Below are 22,685 nucleotides of genomic sequence, written 5' to 3'. Positions count from 1 at the left end.
GGCAGGTGCGCGTGCGCTCAGCCGCGTACCAGCAGTGCGCCCGCCGCCAGCTCTTCCAGCTGGGCCACCAGCGCCGAGGGGTGCGGGCTGCCCGCCATCTCCTCCTGGAGCCGGACGGCCGCCGCCACGTAGGACGGGTCGCCCAGCAGTGTCCGGGCGGCCGCGCGGATGGCCGGTACGTCCGCGGTGGCGTTGGGCAGGGCGATTCCCGCGCCCGCCGCCGCGATCCGGGTGGCGATCGTCTCCTGGTCGAGACCGCACGGCAGCATCAGGTGCGGGACACCGGCGGCGAGCCCGGTCATGGCGCAGCCCCCGCCGGCGTGGTGGACCACCAGGTCGCAGGAGGGCAGCAGCAGATGGAGCGGGGTGTGCTCCAGCAGCCGCACCCCGGGCGGCAGGGTGCCGATCCGCTCCCGGTCGGCGCCGGTCACGGTGAGCAGCACCTCGGCGTCCAGCTCGGCCAGCGCCTCGACCACCTTCGGCACGGCGAAGGAGCCGGGCCCGAAGGTGACGCTCACCGAGGTGCCCCACACCACGCAGACCCGGGGCCGCCCGGACCGCCCGCCCGCCTTGGGACCGGCGGACGCGGCGGGCAGCGTTCGCAGCCACGGCGGCATGGCCCCGGGCCCGTTGTAGGGCACATGGCGTACGGGGATGCGGTGGGCGGCCAGCGGCGGGGCGGCGCCGGCCGGGCAGGGGTCGATCGCGTACTCGTACGTCTCGCGCCGCAGCGCCCCGACCTCGTAGCGCTGGAAGGCGCGGCTGGTGTCCAACGGCACCAGTGGCACGCCGCGCACCCGGTCGTCCGGCCCCACCGGGCCCCACAGGTGGAGCGGTGCGGGCACCCCCAGCACCCGCCCGACCAGCGGTCCCTCCAGGCTCAGCAGGTCGTGCACCACCAGGTGGGGCCGCCACCAGCGGCCGAATTCCACCGCCGCGTCGGTGGAGCGGTGTGCCATGTCGACCAGTTGCTCGTGGTGGTCCCGCAGCCAGGCGCCCGGCTCGAACTCCGCCAGCGAGGCGACCGGACGGCCGGTGACCGGGTGCGGCGGAAGCTCCTGGTAGGGCCAGCGCCCGCCCTGCGCGGCGGAGTAGTTGAGCAGCCGGGCCATGAACGCCAGGTCCGGCGCGTCGAGGATGGCGAGCGGGGTCAGTCCGGCCCGTCCCACCGGCTCCGCCTGGCTGGGCGCGCACACCACCCGCACCTCGTGCCCGGCCGCCTGGAGCGCCCAGCCCAGCGGCACCATGGAGAACCAGTGGCCGGGCCAGTTGGACACCACGAAGAGAACACGCATCAGGAGTCGCCTCCCCGCGCGTCGGGCCGCTCCCCGGCCGACCGCGCCACCAGGTGCAGCACGGGCCGCAGCCCCAGCGCCGCGAGCGCGTCGCGCGGGCGGTCCGAGGCGGTGCCGCGGGCCGCCGCATAGCCGTCCGGCCGGATCAGCAGCCAGCCGCCGGGCGCCGCGCCCAGGTCGGCCCGCAGCAGCGCGCCCGGGTCGGCCAGCGGCCCCGGCGCGCCCTCCACTGCGCCCTCGGAAGAGACCGTCACGACCGTACGGACCCTCAAGTAGCCCCCGTACGCCTCGGCGAGCGCGCACAGCGACGGGTACTGGTCCGGGGTGGCGAAGGCGAGCAGCGTCCAGCCGGGCCGGCCCAGTTCGGCGATCAGCTCCCGCCACCCGGGGCTCCGCGCCGCCCGCCGCGGCCCGACCGTGGCCACCCGGGTGCCCGCCACCTCCCCCAGGACCGCGGGCCCGGCCCGGTACGTCAGGTCGAGCGCCGTCATCCCGCCCATGATCCGGCGCTGGATGCGGGCCTTGAGCGGCGGCAGCGCGCGGACGACCCCGAACGCCGCCCGCAGCAGCGAGGCGGCCGTACGGCTCTTGAGCTGCACCAGCGCGGTGGCGAACCGCGTGGAGTGCAACAGCCGCTCACCGACCGGGACCCGCTCCGCGCCGTAGGACTCCAGCAGCCGGGTGCCGGCCTCGCCGCGGATGACGGCGGCGAGCTTCCAGGCGAGGTTGACCGCGTCCTGGACCCCGGTGTTCATGCCCTGCCCGGAGGCGGGGCTGTGCACATGGGCCGCGTCGCCCGCGACGAACACCCGCCCCGCGCCCATGCGCGGCACCATGCGCTGCTGGATGGAGAACACCGACACCCAGGTGGGTGTGCGCACCCGCACCGCGCGGCCGGTGCCCGCCCGGATCTTGGCGGCGAACCGCCGCGCCACCGCCGCGTCCTGCGCCTCGCCCCCGCCGTACTCGGCGTCGGTGGTGTCCAGCAGCCGCCACTTGCCGGGCTCCGGGAAGGGCACCATCATCACCGTCCCGGCCGGGGTGCGCATCCAGTGGATGCTGTCGCGCGGCAGATCGCAGTCCACCACGGCGTCCGCGATCAGCCAGGTTTCGCTGGAGTCGCCGAGCAGCGGCAGCCCGAGCTTCTTCCGCACCGTGCTGTGCCCGCCGTCGCAGCCGACCAGCCACCCGGCGCGCGCCTCCTCCACTCCGCCGTCCGCGTGGCGCAGCCGGGCGCGCACGGCGGTGCCCAGGTCCTCGAATCCGGTCAGCCGCACGCCCCACTCCACCTCGACCCCGTGCCGGGCCGCGGCCCGGCGCAGCACCTCCTCGGTGATCACCTGGTCGACCATGAGGGTGAAGGGGAAGCGGGTGGGCAGCCGGCTGTAGTCGGTGTCCAGGCGGATGAGGCGGCGGCCGTTCTGGTGCAGGGTGAAGTGCTCCACCCGCTGTCCGCGGGAGAGCAGGTCCTCGGCCACGCCCATCTGGTCGTAGGTCTCCAGGGTGCGCGCGTGGGTGGCCAGGGCGCGGCTGGTGGTGGCCGGGCCCTGGGCGCCGTCGACCAGGCGGACCCGCACCCCGTGCCGGGCCAGTTCATGCGCCATGCTGAGCCCCACGGGTCCGGCGCCGACCACGAGCACCTGGGTGTCCCCTTGGTCCCGCAGGGGTTCCCGACGGTCTTCCGGCGTGGCTTCCCGCCGGTCTTCCAGCGGCGCTTCCCGCAGCCCCGGGGCGGCGTCCCCCGGGAGGTGCTGCCGCGTCGGAGTCATCCGCGCGTCACCCCCTTCCACCAGCCCGGGTTGTCGCGGTACCAGGCGACGGTGGCGGCCAGGCCGGTGTCGAACGGCACGCGCGGCGCGTAGCCCAGCTCCTCCCGGATCTTCGTCTCGTCCAGGGAGTAGCGCAGGTCGTGCCCCTTGCGGTCCGGGACATGGCGCACCATGCGCTGCTCGGCGCCGCACAGCTCCAGCAGCCGCCGGGTCAGGGCGGCGTTGGTGTACTCGTTGCCCCCGCCCACGTTGTAGATCTCGCCCGCCCGGCCGCCGGTGAGCACCAGGTGGATGGCGCGGCAGTGGTCCTCGACGTGCAGCCACTCGCGCATGTTCGAGCCGTCGCCGTAGAGCGGGACCTCCTTGCCCTCCAGGAGGTTGGTGACGAACAGCGGTATGAGCTTCTCGGGGTGCTGGTACGGGCCGTAGTTGTTGGAGCACCTGGTGATCGACACATCGAGGCCGTGGGTGCGCCAGCAGGCGCGGGCGATCAGGTCGGAGGCCGCCTTGGACGCCGCGTACGGGGTGTTGGGCGCGAGTGGCCACTCCTCGGTCCACGAGCCGTGCTCGATGGAGCCGTAGACCTCGTCGGTGGACACGTGCACCACCCGGGGGACGCGGGCGCGCAGGCAGGCGTCGAGCAGGATCTGGGTGCCGCACGCGTTGGTGGTCACGAAGTCGGCGGCGGCCTCCAGGGAGCGGTCGACATGCGACTCGGCGGCGAAGTGCACCACCGCGTCGTGGCCCGGCAGCAGGTCGCTCAGCAGGGCGGGGTCGCAGATGTCGCCGCGGACGAAGGTCAGGCGCGGATCGGCGGCCGGGAGGCTGTCCCGGTGGCCGGCGTAGGTCAGCTTGTCCAGGACGGTGACCCGGGCGCCCGCGCAGCCGGGGTAGCCGTCGGCGAGCAGGGTGCGGACGTAGGTCGAGCCGATGAAGCCCGCACCGCCGGTGACCAGGATCCTCACGCGGCCACCTCGATACGGGTGTGATCGCCGACGACGAGCCGGTGGCGGCTCGAGGCCATCCGCCTGCCGATGGCGATGCCCGTGTCCGGACCGGCCTCCGGGGGCGGGACGGTGGCGATGGCGGCGGAGCGGCCGATGACCGAGCCGTACAGTCCGCGCACCCGGGAGAGGGAGGCGCCGTCCAGCACGATCGAGTCGTCCAGCCGGGTGTCGCGCAGCACGCAGTCGTTGCCCACCGAGGTGTGCGGCCCCACGTGGCTGTCCTCCACCAGCGTGCCCGCGCCGATGATCGCGGGGCCCTCGATCCGGGAGCGCACCACCCGGGCGCCGGGCTCGACCACGACCGGGCCGGTGATCTCGCTGGCCTCGTCGACGTCCGCCGCCACCGAGCGGGTGAGGGTGCGCAGCAGCTCGCGGTTGCAGTCCAGGACGTCCTCGACGCGGCCGGTGTCCTTCCAGTAGCCCGAGTACTCGCTGGCCCGTACCTTCTCGCCCTCGGCGACCAGCCACTGGATGGCGTCGGTGATCTCCAGTTCGCCGCGCGCGCTCGGCGCGATCGCGGCGACGGCCTCGTGGATGACGGGGGTGAAGAAATACACGCCGATCAGCGCCAGATCCGAACGCGGCCGCGCGGGCTTCTCGACCAGCCGCAGCACCGAGCCGTCCCGCCCCACCTCCGCCACCCCGAACGCCTGCGGGTCGGGGACCTTGTGCACCACCACCTGCGCGGCGGGCCGCCTGTCGCGGAACTCGGCGGCGACCGCCGCCACCCCTTCCGGAAGCATGTTGTCGCCGAGGTACATCACGAAGTCGTCGTCGCCCAGGAAGTCGCGGGCGATGGCGACGCAGTGGGCCAGCCCGAGCGGCTCGGCCTGCTCGATGTAGGTGATCCGCACGCCGAGGGCCGAACCGTCGCCCAACGCCCCCGAGATCGCCCGGAGCTGGTTGCCGACGACGATCCCGATGTCCGTGACGCCGATGTCGCGGATCGCCGTCAGGACGTGTTCGAGGACCGGCTTGTTGGCGATGGGGATGAGCTGCTTGGGCATCGAGTAGCTGAACGGGCGCAGACGGGTCCCCGACCCGCCGGACAGCACGAGAGCCTTCATGTAAGTCCTCCTTAGCGGACAGCGCGAGCATGTGAGCGCCCGGTCGAGGACCCCTCGAAGACCGGTGAACCCCGCCACGGGTCCGCCATGTACCGGACTTCCAGTCCGACTTGAGCCACCTTGCCGACCATCTCCCGGGTCCAGCACATCGTGTGCGGCGTCGGAGGAGAGAGAGTCCATGCGCTGGGAGAACATCCACATCGCCGCGGTCGGCACCTGGCTTCCGGAACCGGTGACCGTGGAGGCCGCCGTACGGTCGGGGGAGCTGACCCCGGAGCGGTGCGAGGTCTTCGGGTATCGGTCGGTGCTCGTCGCCCCCGACGGGATCGCCCCGCCGGACATGGCCGTACACGCCGCCGAGACCGCGCTCAAGCGCTCCGGCATCGCCCCCAAGGAGTTCGGGCTGCTGCTGCACGGCAGCCTGTGGTTCCAGGGCCTGGACGTCTGGCCGGTCGGCTCGTACATCGCGCAGCGCACCGTGGGGCGCACCGTCCCCGCGCTGGATGTGCAGCAGCGCTGCAACATCGGCGTCGGTGGCATCGAGTTCGCCGCGACCCACCTGGCCGCCGGGGCGCGCGGCTCCGCGGTGATGCTCACCACCGCGGACCGCTGGGACGGGCCGGGGGTCAACCGGTGGTCCCTGCACGAGGACCATGTGTACGGGGACGGCGCCACCGCCATGGTCCTCTCCCGCCAGGGCGGGTTCGCCCGGCTGCTGTCCACGGCCACCGTCGCCGACAACTCGCTGGAGCCGTTGGCGCGCGGCGACGAGCCGTTCCATCCGGTGTCCCCGGCCGCCCACACCCCGCTCGACCTGACCCGCCGCTCCCGCCAGTACAAGGCCGAACACGACGAGGACGAGGCAGCGCTGCGGCACGCCCGGGTGATGCTGCAGGCGAAGGTCAAGGCGCTGGCCGCCGCCCGTATGCCCTCCTCGGCCCTGGCCCGGGTGGTGATCCCGGCGACCGGGCGGCGCAAGGGCGAGTACCAGCTGCACCATCTGCTCGGTATGGAGGAGCGGCAGACCACCTGGGAGTACGGGCGCACCACGGGCCACATCGGCGGCGGGGACCTGGCGGCCGGCCTGGCCCACCTGGTGGAGACGGAGGGCGTCCGGCCCGGTGATCGCGTGCTGCTGTTCGGCGGCGGGTCCGGGTTCACCTGCACCACCGCCCTCCTGGAGATCACCGAGGTCCCGCAGTGGACGTGACCGCCGCCCCGAGCCCGCCCCGGGCCGTGTCCGGCACCGTGCACGCCCTGCTGGAGACGGCCGCGGCCACCCGGCCGGACGCCTGGGCGATCCGGGACCGTACGGGCGCATGGACGTACCGCCGGCTCGCCGAACACGCGCGGGCGTTCGCGGCCTGGCTGGGGGAGCGGGGCGTCCGGCGCGGCGAGCGGGTGCTGGTCCGGGTCGGCAACCGCCGGGAGTTCGCCGCCATGCTGTTCGGCACGGTGCGCCACGGGGCCGTCTTCGTCCCGGTCAGTCCGGCGATGCGGCCGTTCCATCTGACCACGGTGGCGGACGACTGCGACCCCGCGCTCGTCGTCGCCCGCGCCGACGACCCCGCGACGCTGCCCGGGCTGCGGGAGGTGACGGACCGCCCCGTCCACGAACTGGACGCGGTGTGGCGGCGGGTGGAAGCGCTGCGGCTGCTGCCGGACACCGCCACCGAGGTGTCCCCGCGCGTGTCTCCCGACGAGCTGGCGCTGCTCATCTACACCTCCGGCTCCACCGCCGCGCCCAAGGCCGTGATGTGCCCGCACGCCTCCGTCCTCTTCGCGGCCCGGGCCATCGCCTCCCGGCTCCGCTACCGCGCGGACGACGTCGTCCTGACCGCCCTCCCGCTGTCCTTCGACTACGGCCTCTACCAGATCTTCCTGTCCGTGCTCGCGGGCGCCGAGGTCGTCCTGACCGAGACGGACCACCACGTCGGGCTGCACGCCGCCCTGCGCGAACACGGCGTCACCGTCGTCCCGGTGGTGCCCTCGCTCGCCGAGATGCTGCTCCGGCTGGCCGGCCGCGACCGCTCCGCCGCCGCCCCGCCCGTCCGGCTGTTCACCAACACCGGCGCGGCGCTCACCTCCCCGCTCATCGCGAGCCTGCGGCGGGCGTTCCCGGGCGCGGCGGTGGCACCGATGTTCGGCATCACCGAGTGCAAACGGGTCACCGTGCTCGAACCCGACGGCGACCTCGCCAAGCCGGGCTCCGTCGGCACCGCCCTGCCGGGCACCGACGTGGTCATCCTGGACGACGCGGGGCAGCCGCTGCCCGCCGGGCGCACCGGGCAGATCGCGGTCCGCGGTCCGCACGTCATGCGGGGCTACTGGCGGGCGCCGGAGCTCACCGCGGCCCGGTTCCGTACGGATCCGGTGTCCGGCGAGGTGACCCTGCACACCGGCGACTTCGGCCACCTCGACGAGGACGGCCACCTCTACTTCCACGGGCGCCGCGACGACCTGTTCAAGCGGCGCGGCGTGCTGACCGGGGCGCTGGAGATCGAGGCGGCGGCGCTGGACATCGACGGGGTCACCGCCGCCGCCGTGCTCCCTCCCGGCCCGGACGCGGACCTCACGCTCTTCGCCGTCACCGATCTGACGCCGGAGCGTGTGCTCGGCTCGCTCGGCGAACGGCTGGAGGGCTCCAAGGTCCCGGCCGACTGCCGGGTCGTCCCCGAACTCCCGCTCACCCCGAACGGCAAGACGGACAAGCAGCGGCTGCGGCAGATGCTCCGCACAGCCCCTCACTAGCAGAGAAGGAAGAGGTCACCGCCATGCACGCGGATCGTTCTGGCCGGTCCGGCCCCTGGGAGCAGCGCTTCGAGGACCTGGTCCTCGGTGTCCTTCCGCCCCACTCCCGCCACGCGCCACTCGACCCCGCCCTCGACCTGAAGACGGCCGGGCTCGACTCCATGGCCACCGTCGAACTCCTGGTCCGCCTGGAAGAGGCCTACGACGTGGACTTCCCCGACGCCGCGCTGAGCGGGGAGTCCTTCGCCACCCCCGCCGCGCTGTGGCGGGTGCTCACCGCGCAGCGCGCCACCCCCGCCCCTGCTTCCAGCGAGGAGCCCACATGCGCGTCCTGATGACGACCACGCCCTCGCCGTCCCATCTCGCCCCGATGATCCCGCTCGCCTGGGCGCTGCGGGCCGCGGGCCACGAGGTGCTGGTGATGGGCCAGCCCGACATCCAGAAGACGGCCCACTCGGCCGGGCTGAGCAGCGTGAGCGTCGGCGCCCCGTACTTCGGGAACGACTCGGTACTGCCCTACCTGCCCCCGGGCATCCGGCCGCTTCAGGCCCTGGGCCGGGACAACAAGGAGGTCCTGCCCGGCGCCGCCAAGGTGTACGCCACCCACGCCCGTTACCTGGTCCGCGCCTATCTGGACGTGGCCCGCGAGTGGCGGCCGGACCTGGTCGTGGGGGAACAGTTCGACTACACCTCGCTGATGATCGGCGGCGCCCTGGGCGTACCCGCGGTGCACCACCGCTGGGGCGTCGACCCGCTGACCGGCCCGGCCCGGCCGATCGCCGCCATCTTCCTGGACGGGCTGTGCCGCCGGCTCGGCATGGACGGCCTGCCCGAGCCGCACACCGTCCTCGACCCGTGTCCGCCCGCGCTCCAGGACCCGGACGCCGCGCCCGGCACACCGATCCGGTTCGTGCCGTTCAACGGCGTGGGTACCAGGCCGGATTGGGTCACCGAGCGGCGGGCCGCCCGGCGCGTCTGCGTCACCCTGGGCCGGCAGACCCTGGTGACCAACGGGCTGCCGCTGCTGCGCCATGTGCTCGAGGCGTTCGAGACGTGGGACGGGGCGCAGGACGGAGACGTCGAGGCCGTGGTGACCGTCGATCCCCGCTTCCGGGACCAGGTGGGCGCGGTGCCCTCCGCCGTACGCATCGTCGACCCCACCCCGCTGAACCTGTTCCTCCACACCTGTGACGCGGTCGTCCACCACGGCGGCTGCGGCAGCGCGCTGACGGCGACCGCGGCCGGCCTGCCCCAGCTCGTCCTGCCCCAGCTCCTGGACCAGTTCACCGCGGGTGACGCGCTGGCCGCCGCGGGCGCCGGGATCAGCCTGGACACCGCGGCGGCGCAGGACGACCCGGAACAGGTGCGCGCCGCGGTGACCGCCCTGCTCACGGACGACGGACACCGCCGGGCCGCCACCGAACTGGCCGACGCGGTACGGAGCATGCCCTCGCCCGCACAGGTCGCCGCGGACCTCGAACAGCTCGTCGCGACAGCCACCGGCCCGGCCCCTGCCCAAGCCCCGGCCCTGGCCGCCGCGTCATGAGCACGGGGCCCGACCCGCTGGCGAAGCCCGACCCACCCCCGCAGCCCGACCGGTCCGCGATGACCGAGGGGCCCGCGATGACCGAGGGGCCCGCGATGACCGAGGGGCAGATCCAGCTCTTCTCGCTGGGTGCCCTGCTGACCATGCTGCTGTCGCTGCTCGACGAGAACATCGTGGCCACCGCCGCCTGGCCGATCGCAAAGGACCTGGATCCGGCTGGCGGCGTCGGCGCCATCCCCTGGCTGATCACCGCCTACGCCCTGGCCGCGACCGCGTCGCAGCCGCTGTACGGGAAGCTCAGCGACACGCTCGGCCCCCGGCGGGTCTATCTCTTCTCCGTCCTGGTCTTCCTCCTCGGCTCGGCGCTGTGCGGAACCGCCACCCACATGGGCGAGTTGATCGCCTTCCGCGCCCTACAGGGCCTGGGCGGGGGCGGGCTGATGAGCCTGACGTTGATCATCCTCGCCACCGTCTACCCGCCCCGGCAGGGCAGCGGCGGCGGGGGCATGGGCATGGGCGGCGGGCTGGTGGCCCTCGGCATCCTCGCCGGTCCGCTGCTCGGGGGCTTTCTGACCCAGCATCTGTCCTGGCGCTGGATCTTCTACGTCAACCTGCCGCTGGGCGCCGTCTCCGTCGCCATCACCCTGGCCACCCTGCGGCTGCCGCACCGCGCCACCGGCCGCCGCGTGGACGTGACGGGCGCGGCGCTGGTCACGGCGGGTGCCACCGGGCTGCTGCTGGTGGCCGAGTGGGGCGGGGGGCACTACGCCTGGTCCTCCGCGCCGATCCTCGCGCTGGGCGCGGCGAGCACCGCGCTGCTCGTCCTGTTCTGCTGGTGGGAGACGCGGGTGCCGGAACCGATTCTGCCGATGTCGCTCTTCCGTGACCCGGTGTTCCGGATCGCCGCCCCGCTGCAGTTCATCGGCGGCTTCGCGGTGCTGGCCTCCCCCTTGTTCATCGTCGCCTATCTGCAGATCGCCCGCGGCGTGCCGGCGGGTGACGCGGGGCTGCGGCTGGCCCCGGTGGCCGCGGGGGTGATGGTCGTCATGGGCGTGTCCGGGATGGTGATCACCCGGCTCGGCCGCTACAAGCCGCTGCTCGTCGTGAACACCGGCGTCGCGGCGCTCGCCCTGGCCCTGTTCGGCACGGTCGACGCCCACACCTCGGGCCTGACGCTCGGGCTGCTGCTGGTGCTGCTCGGCATCGGGCTCGGCGGGGTCGTGCAGGTCGTCCTGCAGACGGCCCAGGCGGCCGCGCCGCCCGGCAGCCTCGGCGTCGTCACCACCGGCACCCGGTTCTTCCTGATGCTGGGCAAGGCGTGCGGCGTCGCGGTGCTCGGCGCGGTCCTGGAGCACCGCTACTCCGGCAACCCGGGGACGGCGCACACGGTGCACGCCTACGTACTGGCCACCGACACGGTGTTCCGGTGCGCCGCCGGCGTGATGCTGGCCGGTCTCGTGCTCGCGCTCCTCATCCCGGACGTACGGCTGAGCGCCCCCGGCCCCCGGCCCGCCACCACACCCACACCCACACCCACCTCCACCACCTCCACCGCGGACGCCCCGCAACCGTCCACCTGAGGAGACCAGATGCGCGTCCTGATGATGTCCACTCCCGTGTCCTCCCACTTCGCCCCCCTGGTGCCCCTGGCGTGGGCGCTGCGCAGTGCGGGCCACGAGGTGCTGGTGGCCGGGCAGCCGGATGTGATGGGCCCGGCCCGTTCGGCGGGGCTGAGCGCCGTGAGCATCGGCGACTGGTTCCACGTCGACGACCTGCTGCTCGGCGGCCTCCCGGAGGGCAAGCGGCTCGTCGAGTCGCTCGGCCGCCCGGCGTCGGAGCAGGTGGCCGGCGCGGCCCGGATGTGGATGGTGCACACCAAGTACCTGCTGCCGGACTACCTCGACTTCGCCCGCGCCTACCGCCCGGACCTAATCGTCTCCGATCTGCTGGAGTACACCGCGCCGATCCTCGGCGGGGTGCTGGGCGTGCCGGTGGCGCACTACCGCTGGGGCGTCGATCCGTACACCCGCCCCGCCCGCCCGGCGGCGCGCCTGGCCCTCCAGGGGGTGTGCGAGCGCCTCGGCCTGGACGGGCTGCCCGACCCCACCGTGCTGCTGGACCCCTGCCCGCCCGCGCTCCAGCTCCCGACGGCGGAGCCGGGCACCCCGATCCGTTACGTACCCGCCAACGGCAGCGGTGTCATGCCGGACTGGCTGCGCGACGAGAACATCGCCGGGGCGGGCTCCCGGCCCCGGCGGGTGGCCGTCTCCATGGGACTGCGCACCCTCGTTCTCAACGGCGTCCCGCATCTGCGGCAGGTGCTGCGCGCCTTCGAGGGGCTGCCCGACCTCGAGGCCGTCGCGACCGTCGAGGAGGAATACCGCGCGGAGCTGGGCCCGGTCCCGGACAACGTACGGATCATCGACCCCACCCCGCTGCATCTGTTCCTCGGCAGCTGTGCGGCGGTGATCCACCACGGCGGGGCGGGCACCGCGCTCACCGCCTCGGCCTTCGGCCTGCCGCAGCTCGTCCTGCCGCAACTGGCCTGCATGTTCGCCACCGGCGACCGGCTGGCGACGGTGGGCGCGGGCATCACCATCGACGACGCGGCCCGCCAGGACGACCCCGAGGTACTGCGCGAGGCCCTGACCACGCTGCTGTCCGAGCCCGGCTACGGCAAGGCGGCCGGGGAGCTGCGGCAGGACATGGAGCGGATGCCGGTGCCGTCGCGGGTGGTCGCCGACCTGGAGCGGCTGGCCGAGTTGCAGCCGGTCTGAAGCGGCAGCGACCGCACGACGGATGAGGGCCGGCCCCCGCGGGGGGGGCCGGCCCTCAGCGGTCCCTGCTCAGGCCACGCGGCCGGCCGCGCCGGCCATGGAGGCCTCCGCGATCACCTCGTAGAACTCCGCGTCCGGCCCCGTCACGGCGGCCCGCGCCGCCTCGGCGTCCCGCAGGCGCACCAGGCTCACATGGCCGCCCTTGCGGCGGTCGGAGGCGATGACCGAGCCGGAGACGAAGCCCGCGCGGCGGGACGCGGTGTCGAGCCGGGCCGGCAGCGGGTCCCCGTCGCCCGGCTCATGGGAGGTCACCACGCAGAACTGCCCGGCCCCGTCGCCGGCCACCCCCGCCGCATCTGCCTCGGCCGCGTCCGCCTCCGTAGCGGAGGCCGAGGCCAGCACCGGGCCGTGGTCGTTGACCAGGTCGGCGAGTTCCATCAGCCCCGCGGCCGTGAGCAGCAGGAAGTCCGGGACCATGACGGCGGCCTTGTAGGCCGAGTTGTCCCGCCACTCGGTGACGATGACATGCCGGTCGGAGTGGTCCGGCGACCGCAGCAGCGAGGTGCGCAGAAAACCGTGCTGGGTCGTCATGTATTCGCGGTAGCCGTCGAATGCCTCCGCGAAGGCGTCCGTGTCCTGCTTGTGCCGGTCCGTCAGCACAAAGCGGGCGACCACCGTCACAGGGGCGGGGCCGTGCTTCTTCTCCGGCATGACATAACCCTTTCTTCCGAGCCGTCCGAGATACGGATCGACGGATTGCCGTACGCGATGCGGTGGAGGACCTTGCGGTAGAGCGGGGTGTGCCGCAGCACCCGCGCGAGCCGGGGGCGCACCCGGGTGGCGAAGGCGCCCTGCGAGAGCATCGCCCTGCTCTGCAGGGCCTGTAGCCGCATGACGGCCGCGATGTCGGGGCTCCGGCGCTCCTCGAAGGCCCCGAGGCGGGCCGCGCCGGTGTCGCCCGCGGCCAGCGCGCCGACCAGGACCGGGTGCAGCACCACCGCGTCCTGGACGGCGAGGTTGATGCCCTGGGCGCCGATCGGGCTGTGGGTGTGGGCGGCGTCGCCGATCAGCACCAGCCCGTCGGCGGCCCAGCGCTCGGCCCGCGACGAGAAGACGTCCAGCAGGCTGAGGTCGCGCTGCGAGCGGATCTGTTCGCGGATGAGGTGGGCGTACGGCGGCACGGCGCGGCACAGCTCGTCCCTGACGTGGTCCAGGCCCTGCCCGGCGATGTCGCGATAGCCCTGGTGCGGCAGGGTCCAGCCGATCTGGATGCGGTCGGGCCACGAGGCGTAGACGAGCACGGGGCTGCCGTCGGCGCGGAACACCCGCACATCGCGGAGGGGCGGCTCGATACCTGCGTTCTTGCTCTCCTTGAGCTTGAACCACAGCACATCGTGGTCGAACGCCTCCGTGCGGCCCGCCCCGATGCCCGCCAGCCGCCGGATCCGCGAGTAGCGGCCGTCCGCGCCGACGACCACCCGGGCCCGTACGGTGCACGGGCCCGCCGGGCCGGCGGAGGTGACGCCGGCGACGCGCCCCTCGCGGCGTACCAGGCCGCCGACCCGCCGCCCGTCCAGCCACCGGAAACCGGTGAAGCGAAGGCAGTGCGCGAGCAGTTCGTCCAGCACATGCGCCTGCGGGATGGACAGCAGGTGGTCGTACGGAGCGGGCAGCAGCCGGTAGTCGGCCTCCAGCAGCACGCGGTCCCCCTCGACCAGGCGGAACCGGTCGTGCTCGTGTCCGCCGCGCGCCCGGGCCCCGGCCAGCACGCCGAGGTCGTCCAGCAGCGCCATCGCGCCGGGCTGGAGGATCTCGCCGCGGAACTCCCGGTGGTGCGTACGGGAGCGCTCCACCACCGTCACCCGCACCCCCGAGCGCAGCATCAGCAGCGCCAGGACCAGCCCCGCCGGGCCGCCGCCGACCACGCACACATCGGTGTCGAACTCCTCCTCCGCCACCTGCGCTCCCTTCTGACCCACCGCGGGTGCGCTCACGCGCGCAGCCCCAGGCCGCCGTCCGCGGTGATCACCTGGCCCTGGATCCAGCCCGCCTCCGCCGTGCACAGCAGGGCCACCACATCGGCGACGTCCCGCGGCGTGGTCAGCCGGCCGCCGGGCGTGCGCGCGGCCAGGGCCGCGGCGGTCGCCGGGTCGGGGGTGTCAGGACCCTTGTCGAGCTTCGCGGTGGCGACCGCGTTGACCGCGATGTGGCGGCCCGCCAGCTCCACGGCGAGATAGCCCACCAGGCTCTCCAGCGCCGCCTTGGCGATGCCGGGGCCGACATAGCGCGGCACGGCCCGGTGGGCCCCGCTGCTGGACACCGCGACGATCCGCCCGGGCCCGCCCGCCATCAGCTCGGCGATCGCGGAGGCGCCGTACAGCAGCGGGTCCAGGGCGGCCGAGAGGTCGGCCCGTACGTCCTCGGGGCGCGCCCCGACCGCCGGCATCGGGTGCCAGGACGCGACGCTGTGCACGAAGATGTCCAGCCGGCCGTACCGCTCGCGCACCGCGGCCAGCAGCGCGTGCAGCTGCTCGGGGCTGGTCACATCCGCCCGCCGGGCGATCGCGCTGCCCTTGAGGCCCGACAGGTCGCGGAGCGCGCGCTCGGCGTCCGCCTCGCTGTGCGCGTAGTCGAGGATCACCTGGGCGCCCGCGGCGGCCAGCTTGTGGGCCACCGCGAACCCGACGCCGCGCGTCGCCCCCGTCACCAGCGCGACCTTCCCGTCAAGCCCCAGCGTCGCCGGTTCGGCCGCCTCAACCAACACGGTCTGCCGCTTTCGGGGCCGCGGCCCGCGCGGCGAGGTGCACGGCGCACTCGGCCGTGCCGAAGGCCGGGGCGTCGGCGCGGGCCGCTCGCCAGGCGTCCGCATCCGACCACCAGGTGACGAAGGTGTAGCTGCCGGGCCTCGTCAGCGACCGGCTGAAGTCGGCGTGCAGAAAGCCCGGCCGTGCCGTCAGGACACGGGCGTACTCCCGGTAGGAGTCGTCGAACGCGTCCAGGCTGAGCCCAGCCCCCTCAACGCCCAGCCGTTCGACGACCACCACCGGCGCGCCCTCCGCGACATCGCCGCCCGTACGCAGCACGTTGCGGGACGGGTCGGCGTCCACCTCCACCAGTTCGTGGAACTGCTTGGCGTGTGCCTGGAACACCTCGCTGCCCCGCACCCGCTGGAAGAACTCGGGCGAGCGCCAGCGGCCGAGGTTGACGTACACCCCGGGCCGCTCCACCAGCCGCACCGCCTGGTGCGAGTCGAAGCCCTCCTGGGCGCGCATCCACGCCACATGGTCGAGAAAGCGCCGCTCGAACTCATCGGCTCGGCCGTGGTCCTTGAGCGTGAAGGTGTTGATGACGGTGAACAGACCGGTCGGGTGGTCCACGGTACGGCCTTCCTGGGTTCGGACAGTGGCGTGGGCGGGGGTTCGCGGCTGGAGGCGCGCGAGGAGGGCGTCGCGCAGGGCGCGACGCCGCACCTTTCCGTTCGCGTTGCGCGGGATGGCGTCCACCGCCTCGATGTGGTGAAGCCGCTGGTAGTACGGGAGCTGATCGGCCACGGCCGCCGCGATGGCGGCCGGCTCGTCCGCACCCGGCCGGAGCACCACCAGCGCGGCGGCGAGCGCGCCCCGCGCCGCGTCCGGCAGGCCGAAGACCACGGCCTCCCGGACCAGTTCGTGGCCGAGCAGCACCTGCTCGATCTCCGTCGGCGCGACGAGGAAGTTGTCGCACTTGAACGTGTCCCCGAGCCGGTCGACCAGGAACAGCCGCCCCTCCCCGTCGATCCGGCCGACATCGCCGGTGGAGAACCAGCCGCCGTCCTCCAGGCCGGTGCCGTCCGGGCCGCCGAGGTAGCCCTTCATCACCTGCGGGCCGCGCACCTGCACCTCTCCCGCCTCGCCGGGCGCCGACACCGTACGGCGCTCGACGTCCACGACCCGGCACTCGGTCCCCGCCACCGGGCGGCCCACCGAGCCGGGCACCGGGTGGCCGGGGTCGTCGCTGTGGGTCAGCGGGGAGGTCTCGGCGAGCCCGTATCCCTGGAACACCGGCACCCCGAACCGCTCGGCCAGCCGCGCCGCGTCCCGCACCGGCAGCGCCGACCCGCCGGACGCGATCTGCCGCACGGTCGCGAGCTCCATCCCGGCCGCGCTGCTGGCGGGGTCGGCGGCGAGCCGGGCGAGGCGGACCGGGAGGCTGTAGAAGTGCGTGGCGGAGTGCCGGTTGGCCGCCTCGACCGCGTCGATCGGGTCCGGCGCGGCGCACAACACCTGCGTGGCGCCCGCGAACACGGCCGAGTTGAGGTGCATGGGGTGGTAGGTGGGCAGGTGGTTGAGGGCGACCGAGCCGTGGCCGACGCGGTGTGCCTCGGCGACCTGCGCCGCGTTGACGACCAGGTTGCGATGGGTGAGCCGGACGGCCTTGGGCAGTCCCGTCGTCCCGCTGGTGAACTGGACACACACCACGTCGTCCGGGCCCACCGCGCCGGGCGGCCCGGCGAGCGTCCGCCTCTCCAGTACATCGTCCAGGCGCGGTACGTCCGAGTGGGCCCCCGGCGCGACCGGGCCGATCAGCACCACCTCCCGCAGCGCGCGCAGCCGGTCGCGCACCGGGGCGAGCCGCGCGTACAGCCCGGCGTCCACGAACGCCAGCCGCGCCTCGCTCACCGACAGGGTGTGCAGCAGCGCCTCCTCGCGCAGCAGCGGATTGACGACCGCCACCACGTTTCCGCTGCGCGCGGCCGCGTAGTAGGCCACGGCGAAGTCCGGGTGCAGGACGGAGGCGACCGCCACCGACGCGCTCTGCCGCCCCGGCAGCAGCCGGCGCATGGCGTACGCGGCGCGCGACACCCGCAGGTCGAGACCCGCGAAGTCCAGCGCCGCCGCCCCGCGGCCCGGGGCGTCTCCGCCCCACACCAGCGCGGTCCGCGCGGGATGGGCCCGGGCCGCCTCGGCCGGCAGCCCGTCGAGCCGCTCGGTCCCGCCGACCGCCCCGGCCCCGCCGCTCCCCTCACCCACGAGTGGCCGCCGCCTCCGCGAACGCCCGCGCGTGGCGCAGCGTCGTGGTGCTGTTCGTGCTCAGCGCGCGCTGCACATACGTCCGGGCGTCGGCGACGGTCTTGTCCGGGCCGAGCACCCGCTCCACCGCCGCCGGGTTGAGGATCACGGTGTGCCGGGAGGTGACGGCCACCCCGTCACCCGCCGGGGTGATCGTCCAGCTCCCGGTGTGCGCGGTCATCAGCGCGGGCACGGTGGTCTGCTTGTAGACGATGCGGTCCGGCCCGAAGCAGACCCGTACGGACTCGGTGGTGTGCACCGAGCCGTCCGCGGTACGGGTGTCCATCGCCATCACCTGGACACGTGGCTCGGCCGCGTCGTCAGCCGGGTCCTCCTTGAGGTCGAGCCGGGACACGTGCGGCAGCCGCTCGGGCCACAGATCGGCGCGGTACAGGTAGTCGTACACCAGCGCGGCGTCACCCGACGTGAACACCGTGTCCTCGAACGAGAACTCCAACTGCCCTAACTGGTCGCCGAGTTCGGCCAGCACCTTGACCGCCGCCAGCTCGGACTCACTGTTGCGGTCCACCGCCGCGGTGATCCAGCGGACACCCGACGGGTCGTCGTCGACCGCGCGGAAGTCATGGCGCAGCTCCAGCCGGGACACGTTCTCGCCATGGGCGGTGACGATCCACTCGCCCCCCATGGCCGCCACCGGCGGCGCGGACACCTCCTGCCGGAAGGTGACGCGCAGCCCGTCCGGGTCCAGCTCGCGGCGCGATGTCCAGTTCTTCACCACGCTGCCCGCGGTGGCCCAGATCCGGAGCCGCTCGCCGCCGGGCGTCCGCTCCAGGTGTTCGACGTGCACATTGGGGGCGAAGCGCTGGGGCCAGTCGGCGACGTCGGCGACGATGCCGTACACGGTGCGGGCCGGCGCCAGCACGGTGATGGCGTGTGTGGTGAGGTATGTCTCGGTGGTGGTCACGGCACGCGCTCCTCAGTAATTCCCCAGCCCGCCGCAGACGTTGAGCGCCTGGGCGGTGATGGACGCGGCGGTGTCGGTGACCAGATAGCCGACCAGGCCCGCCACCTCCTGTGGCGTGGAGTAGCGGCCGAGCGGGATCTTGGCCTGGAAGCGTTCGAGGATGGCCTGCTCGGTGGTGTCGTACACCGCCGCGTACCCCTGGCGGACGCGCTCGGCCATCGGCGTCTCGACATACCCGGGGCAGACCGCGTTGACCGTGATGCCGGTCTTGGCCAGCTCGAGGCCGACCGCCTTGGTGAAGCCGACCACGCCGTGCTTGGAGGCCGAGTACGGGGCGCCGAGCACGACGCCCTGCTTGCCGCCGGTGGACGCGATGTTGACGATCCGCCCCCAGCCGCGCTCCCGCATCCCGCCCTCGGCCAGCACCTCGCGCGTGGTGAGGAAGACGCCGTTGAGGTTGGTGTCGATCACGTCGTACCACAGCTCGTCGGCCAGCCCGACCGTCTCGCCGCCGCCGCTGCGCCCGGCGTTGTTGACCAGGACGTCGATCCGGCCGTACCGCCCGGTCGCGGCCGCCACCAGGTCGCGTACGTCCTTCCGCCTGCTCACGTCGGCGGGGACGCCGTCGGCCTCGTGGCCCGCGGCCCGCAGCTCCTTGACGGTCATCTCCAGGGACTCGGCGGTCCGCGCGCAGATGAAGACCGCGAAGTCCGCCGCCGCCAGGCCCCGCGCCACCGCGAGACCGATTCCGCTCGTGCCTCCCGTGACCAGTGCCACCCGCCGCTCGTCGCTCGTCATGCGCGTCGTCCTCCCCGGGCTCCTTGGTTGCGTTGTCTGCACCGAAGAGTGACCGGGGGCTCTCGATCCTCGATCGCACGGCGGTCGAGCGGGCCGTTCGACCGCCCGTCAAGGGGCGTACGAGGGCCCGCGGCGACGCTGCTGCGCGACACACCGGGAAGCACACCGGAAGCACACCGGAAGCGAGCGCATGAGGGAGAGAGGGACCGCCATGACCGTCGCGGCACGCCCCGCCACCGCACCAGCAGGCCCCGCAAGCCCGGCCGGCCCCGCCGAGCTGTACGCGGAGATCCAGCAGTTCTACGCCCGCCAGATGCAGCTGCTCGACGACGGCGAGGCCGAGGCCTGGGCGGAGACCTTCGCCGAGGACGGCGTCTTCGCCGCCAACGCCCACCCCGAGCCGTTCACCGGCCGGGCGGCCATCGCCGCCGGCGCCCGGCAGGCCACCGACGACTTCGCCGCGCGAGGCGTCCGGCGCCGCCACTGGCTGGGCATGCTCTCGCTCGAACCGAAGGACGAGCACACCGTCTTCGTCCGCTCGTACGCCCAGGTCCTCGAGACCCCGCGCGCCGGGCAGTCCGTGCTGCGGGCGTCCACCACCTGCGCGGACCTGCTGGTACGGCGGAACGGCCGATGGCTGGTGCTCGACCGCCGGGTCCACCGCGACGACCTGGACTGATCACATGCGGGTGCTGTTCGCCACATGGGCCGAGCCGGGCCATCTGTTCAGCCTGGTGCCGCTGGCCTGGGCCTGCCGGGCCGCCGGGCACGAGGTACGGCTCGCCGCCCCGCCCTCGTGCATGGCGTCGGCGGCGCGCGCCGGGCTGACCGGGGTGCCCGTCGGCCGGGACGTCGCCGTGGAGCAGATCAGGAGCCGCGCGGACCTCGCGCCCTGGCGCAGCCCCGGCCGCTGGCCGGAGGGCTGGGCGTCGCGGCCCGGGCTGCTGGACGACACCCAGCACGCGGTGCTCCGCGCGCTGGCCGACAAGCAGCTCATGGTCGCGGACGCGATGGCCGAGGACCTCCTCGCCTTCGCCCGCCACTGGCGGCCCGATGTGGTCGTCCACGACGCGCTGTGCTTCGCGGGCACGGTGGCCGCCGCCGCGCTCGGTGTCCCCGCCTACGGGCACGGCTGGGGCACGGCCACCGTCATGCGCGTGGAACACCACGAGCTGGGCGCCCGCCCGCTGCCGGGCTACCCGCGTCTCTTCGAGCGCCATGGCGTGCCCCCGCGCTCCGGCCCCACCGCCTGGTTCGACCCCTTCCCGCCCGTGCTGCGGCTCCCCGACCCGGCGCCACGCCCCCGGCTCGATGTGCGCTACGTCCCGTACAACGGCCCGGGGGACGTGGAGCGCTGGGTGCTGGAGGAGCGCGCCCGGCCGCGGGTGTGCATCACGGCGGGGGTCTCCGGACACAAGGTCCGCCCCGGCGCCCTGTCCCCCTTGCTGACCCGGACCGCCGACGCCCTGGCCGGCCGGGGCCTGGAGGTGGTGCTGGCGATCAGCGCCGACCAGGCGCGGAAGCTGACCGCGGCTCCGGAGAAGGCGCGTGTCGCGGTGGGCCTCCCCATGTCCGAGCTGCTGCCCACCTGCGCGGCCGTGGTCCACCACGGCGGCTCGGGCACCGGCCTCACGGCGGCCGCGGCCGGAACCCCACAGCTGGTGCTGCCCCAGATCCCGGTCACCGCCGAGATCGGCGAACGCCTGCACCGCCATGGCGCCGGGCTCATCCTGCCGCCCGCACGACAGTCCGACCCCGTCGCCGTCAGCGAGGCGGTCGAGGCCCTGGTGGACGACCCCCGCCACGCCCGCGCCGCCGCCCGCCTCCGTACGGACATGCTGCGCATGCCCAGCCCCGCCGACCGCGTCACCGCCCTGGAGGAGGCAGCGGCGGCCTAGACCCTGGCGCGCTCAGCCACGCGGGCGGGCGTGGATGTCAAGACCGCTCGTCCCGGGCGCCTCCACGCCCGGCAGCAGGCGCATGTCGCGGCCGTAGTCGCCCCCGGTGAGGGTCCGGAACGGGACCGGCTCGTCCGTGAAGAGGCGGTCCAGCCGCTGCCCGTACTCCCGCTTCACCGCCTCGAACCGCTCCTCCGACACGTCGAGCGAGTCGTACAGCGCGAACGGTTCGAGCGGCGCCATGCCCGTGAACCAGAACAGGCCGTGCTGGAGCGGGAAGAGAACGTCCGACAGCTGCCCGTGGATGCCCCGGTCGGCGAACGCCGACTCCCGGGCACCGACCGTCACCGACACCAGCGCCCGCCGCCCCGCCAGGACACCCTCGCTGTACGGCGGGGGGACGGCCGGGCCATGGGCGAACTCGAAGGTGAACACCCGGTCGATCCAGCCCTTCAGGATCGCGGGCACCGAGAACCACCACATCGGGAACTGCAGGATCACCGCGTCCGACCAGCGCACCTTCTCCTGCTCCGCCGCGATGTCCGGCGACAGCCGCCCCGCCAGCGTGGCCTCCCCCGACGCCGTCAGCACATCCAGCCGCCGGTCCGCGGTGTGGTCGGGGAAGTCGTCGGCGTCCACCTGCGCCTTCCACTTCATCGCGTAGAGGTCGGACACCCGCACCTCATGCCCCGCGGCCCGCAGCTCCTCGGCCGCGAACGAGGTCAGGGAGGCGTTGAGCGAGCGGGGCTCCGGGTGGGCGCTGACGATCAGGATCTTCTTCCGCCGCTGCGGCGTGGCTTCGGTCATGCGCACCACGCTCTCCCGGGCGCGGCACCGTAGCCAGCACCCTGTGTTACCGGCGGAACGGCAATCCTGGTATTGCGAGGGCCACCCATACTGGAACGCATGGACAGCGTGGGCGGCAGGGACAGCGTGGACAACCGCATCGACGGGGTCGGGGACACCCGGCGGGCGCTCGGCGGCTTTCTGCGCGCCCGCCGGGCGCGCGTCGCGCCGGAGCACGTCGGAATCGCCGGCGGCGGGCGCCGGCGCGTGCGCGGGCTGCGCCGCGAGGAGCTGGCGCAGCTCGCCGGGATCAGCGTGGACTACTACGTCCGCCTCGAACAGGGCCGCGCCACCCAGCCGTCCCCCGAGGTGCTCGACGCGCTCGCGAGGGCCCTCGGCCTCGACGCGGCGGAGCGCAGGCACCTCGCCACCCTGGCCGGCACGAGGGGCGGGCCCCCGCCCGAGGCCCGGGTCAGCCCCCTGCTGCGGCAGGTCCTCGACGCCATGGCCCACGTCCCGGCCTTTGTGACGAACCACCGCCTCGACGTGCTCGCCTGGAACGACCTGGGCGGCGAACTGATCGGCGGCCTGGCCGACCAGGGCCGCCGCGACCGGAACCAGGCCAGGTACTTCTTCCTCGACCCCGCGTCCCGGACCGTCTTCCCCGAATGGGAGGACCGGGCGGCGGAGAGCGTGGGCCAGCTGCGGGTCTCCGCGGGCCGCTACCCCGACGACGCGGACCTGGCCACGCTCATCACCGACCTGTCCACGCACAGCGCCGACTTCCGGCGCGTCTGGGCCACCGGCGAGGTCGTGATGTGCGGGGCGGGCCGCAAGCGGCTGCGGCACCCCGTGGCCGGGCTGCTCACCCTGAACTACGAGACGCTGCACGTGCCCGCCACGCCCGGCGAGACGGGCCTGATGGTGCATGTCTTCGGCGCCGAGGAAGGCAGCCGGGAGGCCACCGCCCTCGCCCGGCTGGCCACCGCCGTACGTGAAGTGCCGGTGGCCACGTGAG

General features: G+C 74.1%; 20 protein-coding genes. 9 read left to right on the top strand and 11 right to left on the bottom strand.

The annotated features are described in order from the left end of the window. Nucleotides 1–17 precede the first annotated feature (17 nt). From ACWY4P_RS34255 to ACWY4P_RS34240, 4 genes are read right to left on the bottom strand one after another with little or no spacing between them, the layout of a single operon-like run. Nucleotides 18–1,295, bottom strand: coding sequence for a nucleotide disphospho-sugar-binding domain-containing protein (locus ACWY4P_RS34255; protein WP_456204418.1), 1,278 nt, complete (start codon nt 1,293–1,295; stop codon nt 18–20). Further along, nucleotides 1,295–3,064: an FAD-dependent oxidoreductase gene (locus tag ACWY4P_RS34250; RefSeq protein ID WP_456204417.1), complete on the bottom strand. Its 1,770-nt coding sequence runs from the start codon at nt 3,062–3,064 to the stop codon at nt 1,295–1,297. Before ACWY4P_RS34250 ends, ACWY4P_RS34255 begins: the two co-directional genes overlap by 1 nt. After that, a complete protein-coding gene (gene rfbB / locus ACWY4P_RS34245) occupies nt 3,061–4,029 on the bottom strand; it encodes a dTDP-glucose 4,6-dehydratase (RefSeq protein ID WP_456204416.1) in 969 nt (322 codons plus the stop codon). Before rfbB ends, ACWY4P_RS34250 begins: the two co-directional genes overlap by 4 nt. Next, the gene (locus ACWY4P_RS34240; RefSeq protein ID WP_456204415.1) at nt 4,026–5,138 is read right to left on the bottom strand and encodes a glucose-1-phosphate thymidylyltransferase; all 1,113 of its coding nucleotides are present in this window, start codon (nt 5,136–5,138) and stop codon (nt 4,026–4,028) included. The genes rfbB and ACWY4P_RS34240 overlap by 4 nt, the downstream gene beginning before the upstream one ends. Nucleotides 5,139–5,316: 178 nt before the next feature. Here ACWY4P_RS34240 and ACWY4P_RS34235 point away from each other — a divergent pair, with 178 nt between their 5' ends. Genes ACWY4P_RS34235 through ACWY4P_RS34210 form a run of 6 tightly spaced genes read left to right on the top strand, consistent with a single transcriptional unit; the run spans nt 5,317 to nt 12,212 of the window. Continuing rightward, nucleotides 5,317–6,348, top strand: a complete 1,032-nt coding sequence (locus tag ACWY4P_RS34235; RefSeq protein ID WP_456204414.1) for a ketoacyl-ACP synthase III family protein — start codon at nt 5,317–5,319, stop codon at nt 6,346–6,348. Further along, the gene (locus tag ACWY4P_RS34230; protein ID WP_456204413.1) at nt 6,339–7,889 is read left to right on the top strand and encodes a class I adenylate-forming enzyme family protein; all 1,551 of its coding nucleotides are present in this window, start codon (nt 6,339–6,341) and stop codon (nt 7,887–7,889) included. Before ACWY4P_RS34235 ends, ACWY4P_RS34230 begins: the two co-directional genes overlap by 10 nt. A 23-nt stretch (nt 7,890–7,912) precedes the next feature. Further along, nucleotides 7,913–8,224: a phosphopantetheine-binding protein gene (locus tag ACWY4P_RS34225; RefSeq protein WP_456204412.1), complete on the top strand. Its 312-nt coding sequence runs from the start codon at nt 7,913–7,915 to the stop codon at nt 8,222–8,224. Beyond that, complete coding sequence (locus ACWY4P_RS34220) at nt 8,212–9,435, top strand: nucleotide disphospho-sugar-binding domain-containing protein (protein ID WP_456204411.1); 1,224 nt, start codon at nt 8,212–8,214, stop codon at nt 9,433–9,435. The genes ACWY4P_RS34225 and ACWY4P_RS34220 overlap by 13 nt, the downstream gene beginning before the upstream one ends. Continuing rightward, the gene (locus ACWY4P_RS34215; RefSeq protein ID WP_456204410.1) at nt 9,432–11,015 is read left to right on the top strand and encodes an MFS transporter; all 1,584 of its coding nucleotides are present in this window, start codon (nt 9,432–9,434) and stop codon (nt 11,013–11,015) included. Before ACWY4P_RS34220 ends, ACWY4P_RS34215 begins: the two co-directional genes overlap by 4 nt. A gap of 9 nt (nt 11,016–11,024) precedes the next feature. Continuing rightward, the gene (locus ACWY4P_RS34210) at nt 11,025–12,212 is read left to right on the top strand and encodes a nucleotide disphospho-sugar-binding domain-containing protein (protein ID WP_456204409.1); all 1,188 of its coding nucleotides are present in this window, start codon (nt 11,025–11,027) and stop codon (nt 12,210–12,212) included. Nucleotides 12,213–12,281: 69 nt separating this feature from the next. Here the strand turns inward: ACWY4P_RS34210 and ACWY4P_RS34205 are convergent, their stop codons facing one another. From ACWY4P_RS34205 to ACWY4P_RS34180, 6 genes are read right to left on the bottom strand one after another with little or no spacing between them, the layout of a single operon-like run. Continuing rightward, nucleotides 12,282–12,923 carry an antibiotic biosynthesis monooxygenase family protein gene (locus ACWY4P_RS34205; RefSeq protein WP_456204408.1) on the bottom strand — a complete coding sequence of 214 codons (642 nt, stop codon included), beginning with the start codon at nt 12,921–12,923 and terminating at the stop codon, nt 12,282–12,284. Further along, a complete protein-coding gene (locus tag ACWY4P_RS34200; protein WP_456204407.1) occupies nt 12,890–14,170 on the bottom strand; it encodes an FAD-dependent monooxygenase in 1,281 nt (426 codons plus the stop codon). The genes ACWY4P_RS34205 and ACWY4P_RS34200 overlap by 34 nt, the downstream gene beginning before the upstream one ends. A gap of 32 nt (nt 14,171–14,202) precedes the next feature. After that, the gene (locus ACWY4P_RS34195; RefSeq protein WP_456204406.1) at nt 14,203–14,976 is read right to left on the bottom strand and encodes an SDR family oxidoreductase; all 774 of its coding nucleotides are present in this window, start codon (nt 14,974–14,976) and stop codon (nt 14,203–14,205) included. Then, nucleotides 14,966–17,221, bottom strand: a complete 2,256-nt coding sequence (locus tag ACWY4P_RS34190; RefSeq protein ID WP_456204405.1) for an AMP-binding protein — start codon at nt 17,219–17,221, stop codon at nt 14,966–14,968. Before ACWY4P_RS34190 ends, ACWY4P_RS34195 begins: the two co-directional genes overlap by 11 nt. Continuing rightward, entirely contained in the window at nt 17,214–18,185 is a 972-nt protein-coding gene (locus ACWY4P_RS34185) for an aromatase/cyclase (protein WP_456204404.1), read from the bottom strand. The genes ACWY4P_RS34190 and ACWY4P_RS34185 overlap by 8 nt, the downstream gene beginning before the upstream one ends. A gap of 12 nt (nt 18,186–18,197) precedes the next feature. Then, on the bottom strand, nt 18,198–18,983 hold the full coding sequence (locus ACWY4P_RS34180) for an SDR family NAD(P)-dependent oxidoreductase (RefSeq protein ID WP_456204403.1): 786 nt from the start codon (nt 18,981–18,983) through the stop codon (nt 18,198–18,200). Nucleotides 18,984–19,194: 211 nt separating this feature from the next. Between ACWY4P_RS34180 and ACWY4P_RS34175 the strand changes: the two genes are divergently transcribed. Next, entirely contained in the window at nt 19,195–19,662 is a 468-nt protein-coding gene (locus ACWY4P_RS34175; protein WP_456204402.1) for a nuclear transport factor 2 family protein, read from the top strand. A 4-nt stretch (nt 19,663–19,666) separates the two neighbouring features. Beyond that, the gene (locus ACWY4P_RS34170; RefSeq protein ID WP_456204401.1) at nt 19,667–20,881 is read left to right on the top strand and encodes a nucleotide disphospho-sugar-binding domain-containing protein; all 1,215 of its coding nucleotides are present in this window, start codon (nt 19,667–19,669) and stop codon (nt 20,879–20,881) included. Between the two features lie 12 nt (nt 20,882–20,893). On the opposite strand, the gene ACWY4P_RS34165 is transcribed toward ACWY4P_RS34170, so the two are convergent. Continuing rightward, a complete protein-coding gene (locus ACWY4P_RS34165) occupies nt 20,894–21,688 on the bottom strand; it encodes an NAD(P)H-dependent oxidoreductase (RefSeq protein ID WP_456204400.1) in 795 nt (264 codons plus the stop codon). Between the two features lie 99 nt (nt 21,689–21,787). Between ACWY4P_RS34165 and ACWY4P_RS34160 the strand changes: the two genes are divergently transcribed. Further along, on the top strand, nt 21,788–22,684 hold the full coding sequence (locus ACWY4P_RS34160; RefSeq protein WP_456204399.1) for a helix-turn-helix transcriptional regulator: 897 nt from the start codon (nt 21,788–21,790) through the stop codon (nt 22,682–22,684). Nucleotide 22,685 lies beyond the last annotated feature (1 nt).

This window comes from Streptomyces sp. LZ34 (assembly GCF_053890475.1).
This window is presented reverse-complemented; position numbering and strand designations above follow the sequence as displayed.

Excerpts from the sequence above, each read along its gene's own strand:
- ACWY4P_RS34175 (WP_456204402.1), top strand. The coding sequence starts at position 19,195 with ATGACCGTCGCGGCACGCCCCGCCACCGCACCAGCAGGCCCCGCAAGC.
- ACWY4P_RS34235 (WP_456204414.1), top strand. The coding sequence starts at position 5,317 with ATGCGCTGGGAGAACATCCACATCGCCGCGGTCGGCACCTGGCTTCCG.
- ACWY4P_RS34170 (WP_456204401.1), top strand. The coding sequence starts at position 19,667 with ATGCGGGTGCTGTTCGCCACATGGGCCGAGCCGGGCCATCTGTTCAGC.
- ACWY4P_RS34210 (WP_456204409.1), top strand. The coding sequence starts at position 11,025 with ATGCGCGTCCTGATGATGTCCACTCCCGTGTCCTCCCACTTCGCCCCC.
- ACWY4P_RS34215 (WP_456204410.1), top strand. The coding sequence starts at position 9,432 with ATGAGCACGGGGCCCGACCCGCTGGCGAAGCCCGACCCACCCCCGCAG.
- ACWY4P_RS34225 (WP_456204412.1), top strand. The coding sequence starts at position 7,913 with ATGCACGCGGATCGTTCTGGCCGGTCCGGCCCCTGGGAGCAGCGCTTC.
- ACWY4P_RS34220 (WP_456204411.1), top strand. The coding sequence starts at position 8,212 with ATGCGCGTCCTGATGACGACCACGCCCTCGCCGTCCCATCTCGCCCCG.
- ACWY4P_RS34180 (WP_456204403.1), bottom strand. The coding sequence starts at position 18,983 with ATGACGAGCGACGAGCGGCGGGTGGCACTGGTCACGGGAGGCACGAGC.
- ACWY4P_RS34250 (WP_456204417.1), bottom strand. The coding sequence starts at position 3,064 with ATGACTCCGACGCGGCAGCACCTCCCGGGGGACGCCGCCCCGGGGCTG.
- ACWY4P_RS34240 (WP_456204415.1), bottom strand. The coding sequence starts at position 5,138 with ATGAAGGCTCTCGTGCTGTCCGGCGGGTCGGGGACCCGTCTGCGCCCG.
- ACWY4P_RS34160 (WP_456204399.1), top strand. The coding sequence starts at position 21,788 with ATGGACAGCGTGGGCGGCAGGGACAGCGTGGACAACCGCATCGACGGG.
- ACWY4P_RS34205 (WP_456204408.1), bottom strand. The coding sequence starts at position 12,923 with ATGCCGGAGAAGAAGCACGGCCCCGCCCCTGTGACGGTGGTCGCCCGC.
- ACWY4P_RS34255 (WP_456204418.1), bottom strand. The coding sequence starts at position 1,295 with ATGCGTGTTCTCTTCGTGGTGTCCAACTGGCCCGGCCACTGGTTCTCC.
- ACWY4P_RS34165 (WP_456204400.1), bottom strand. The coding sequence starts at position 21,688 with ATGACCGAAGCCACGCCGCAGCGGCGGAAGAAGATCCTGATCGTCAGC.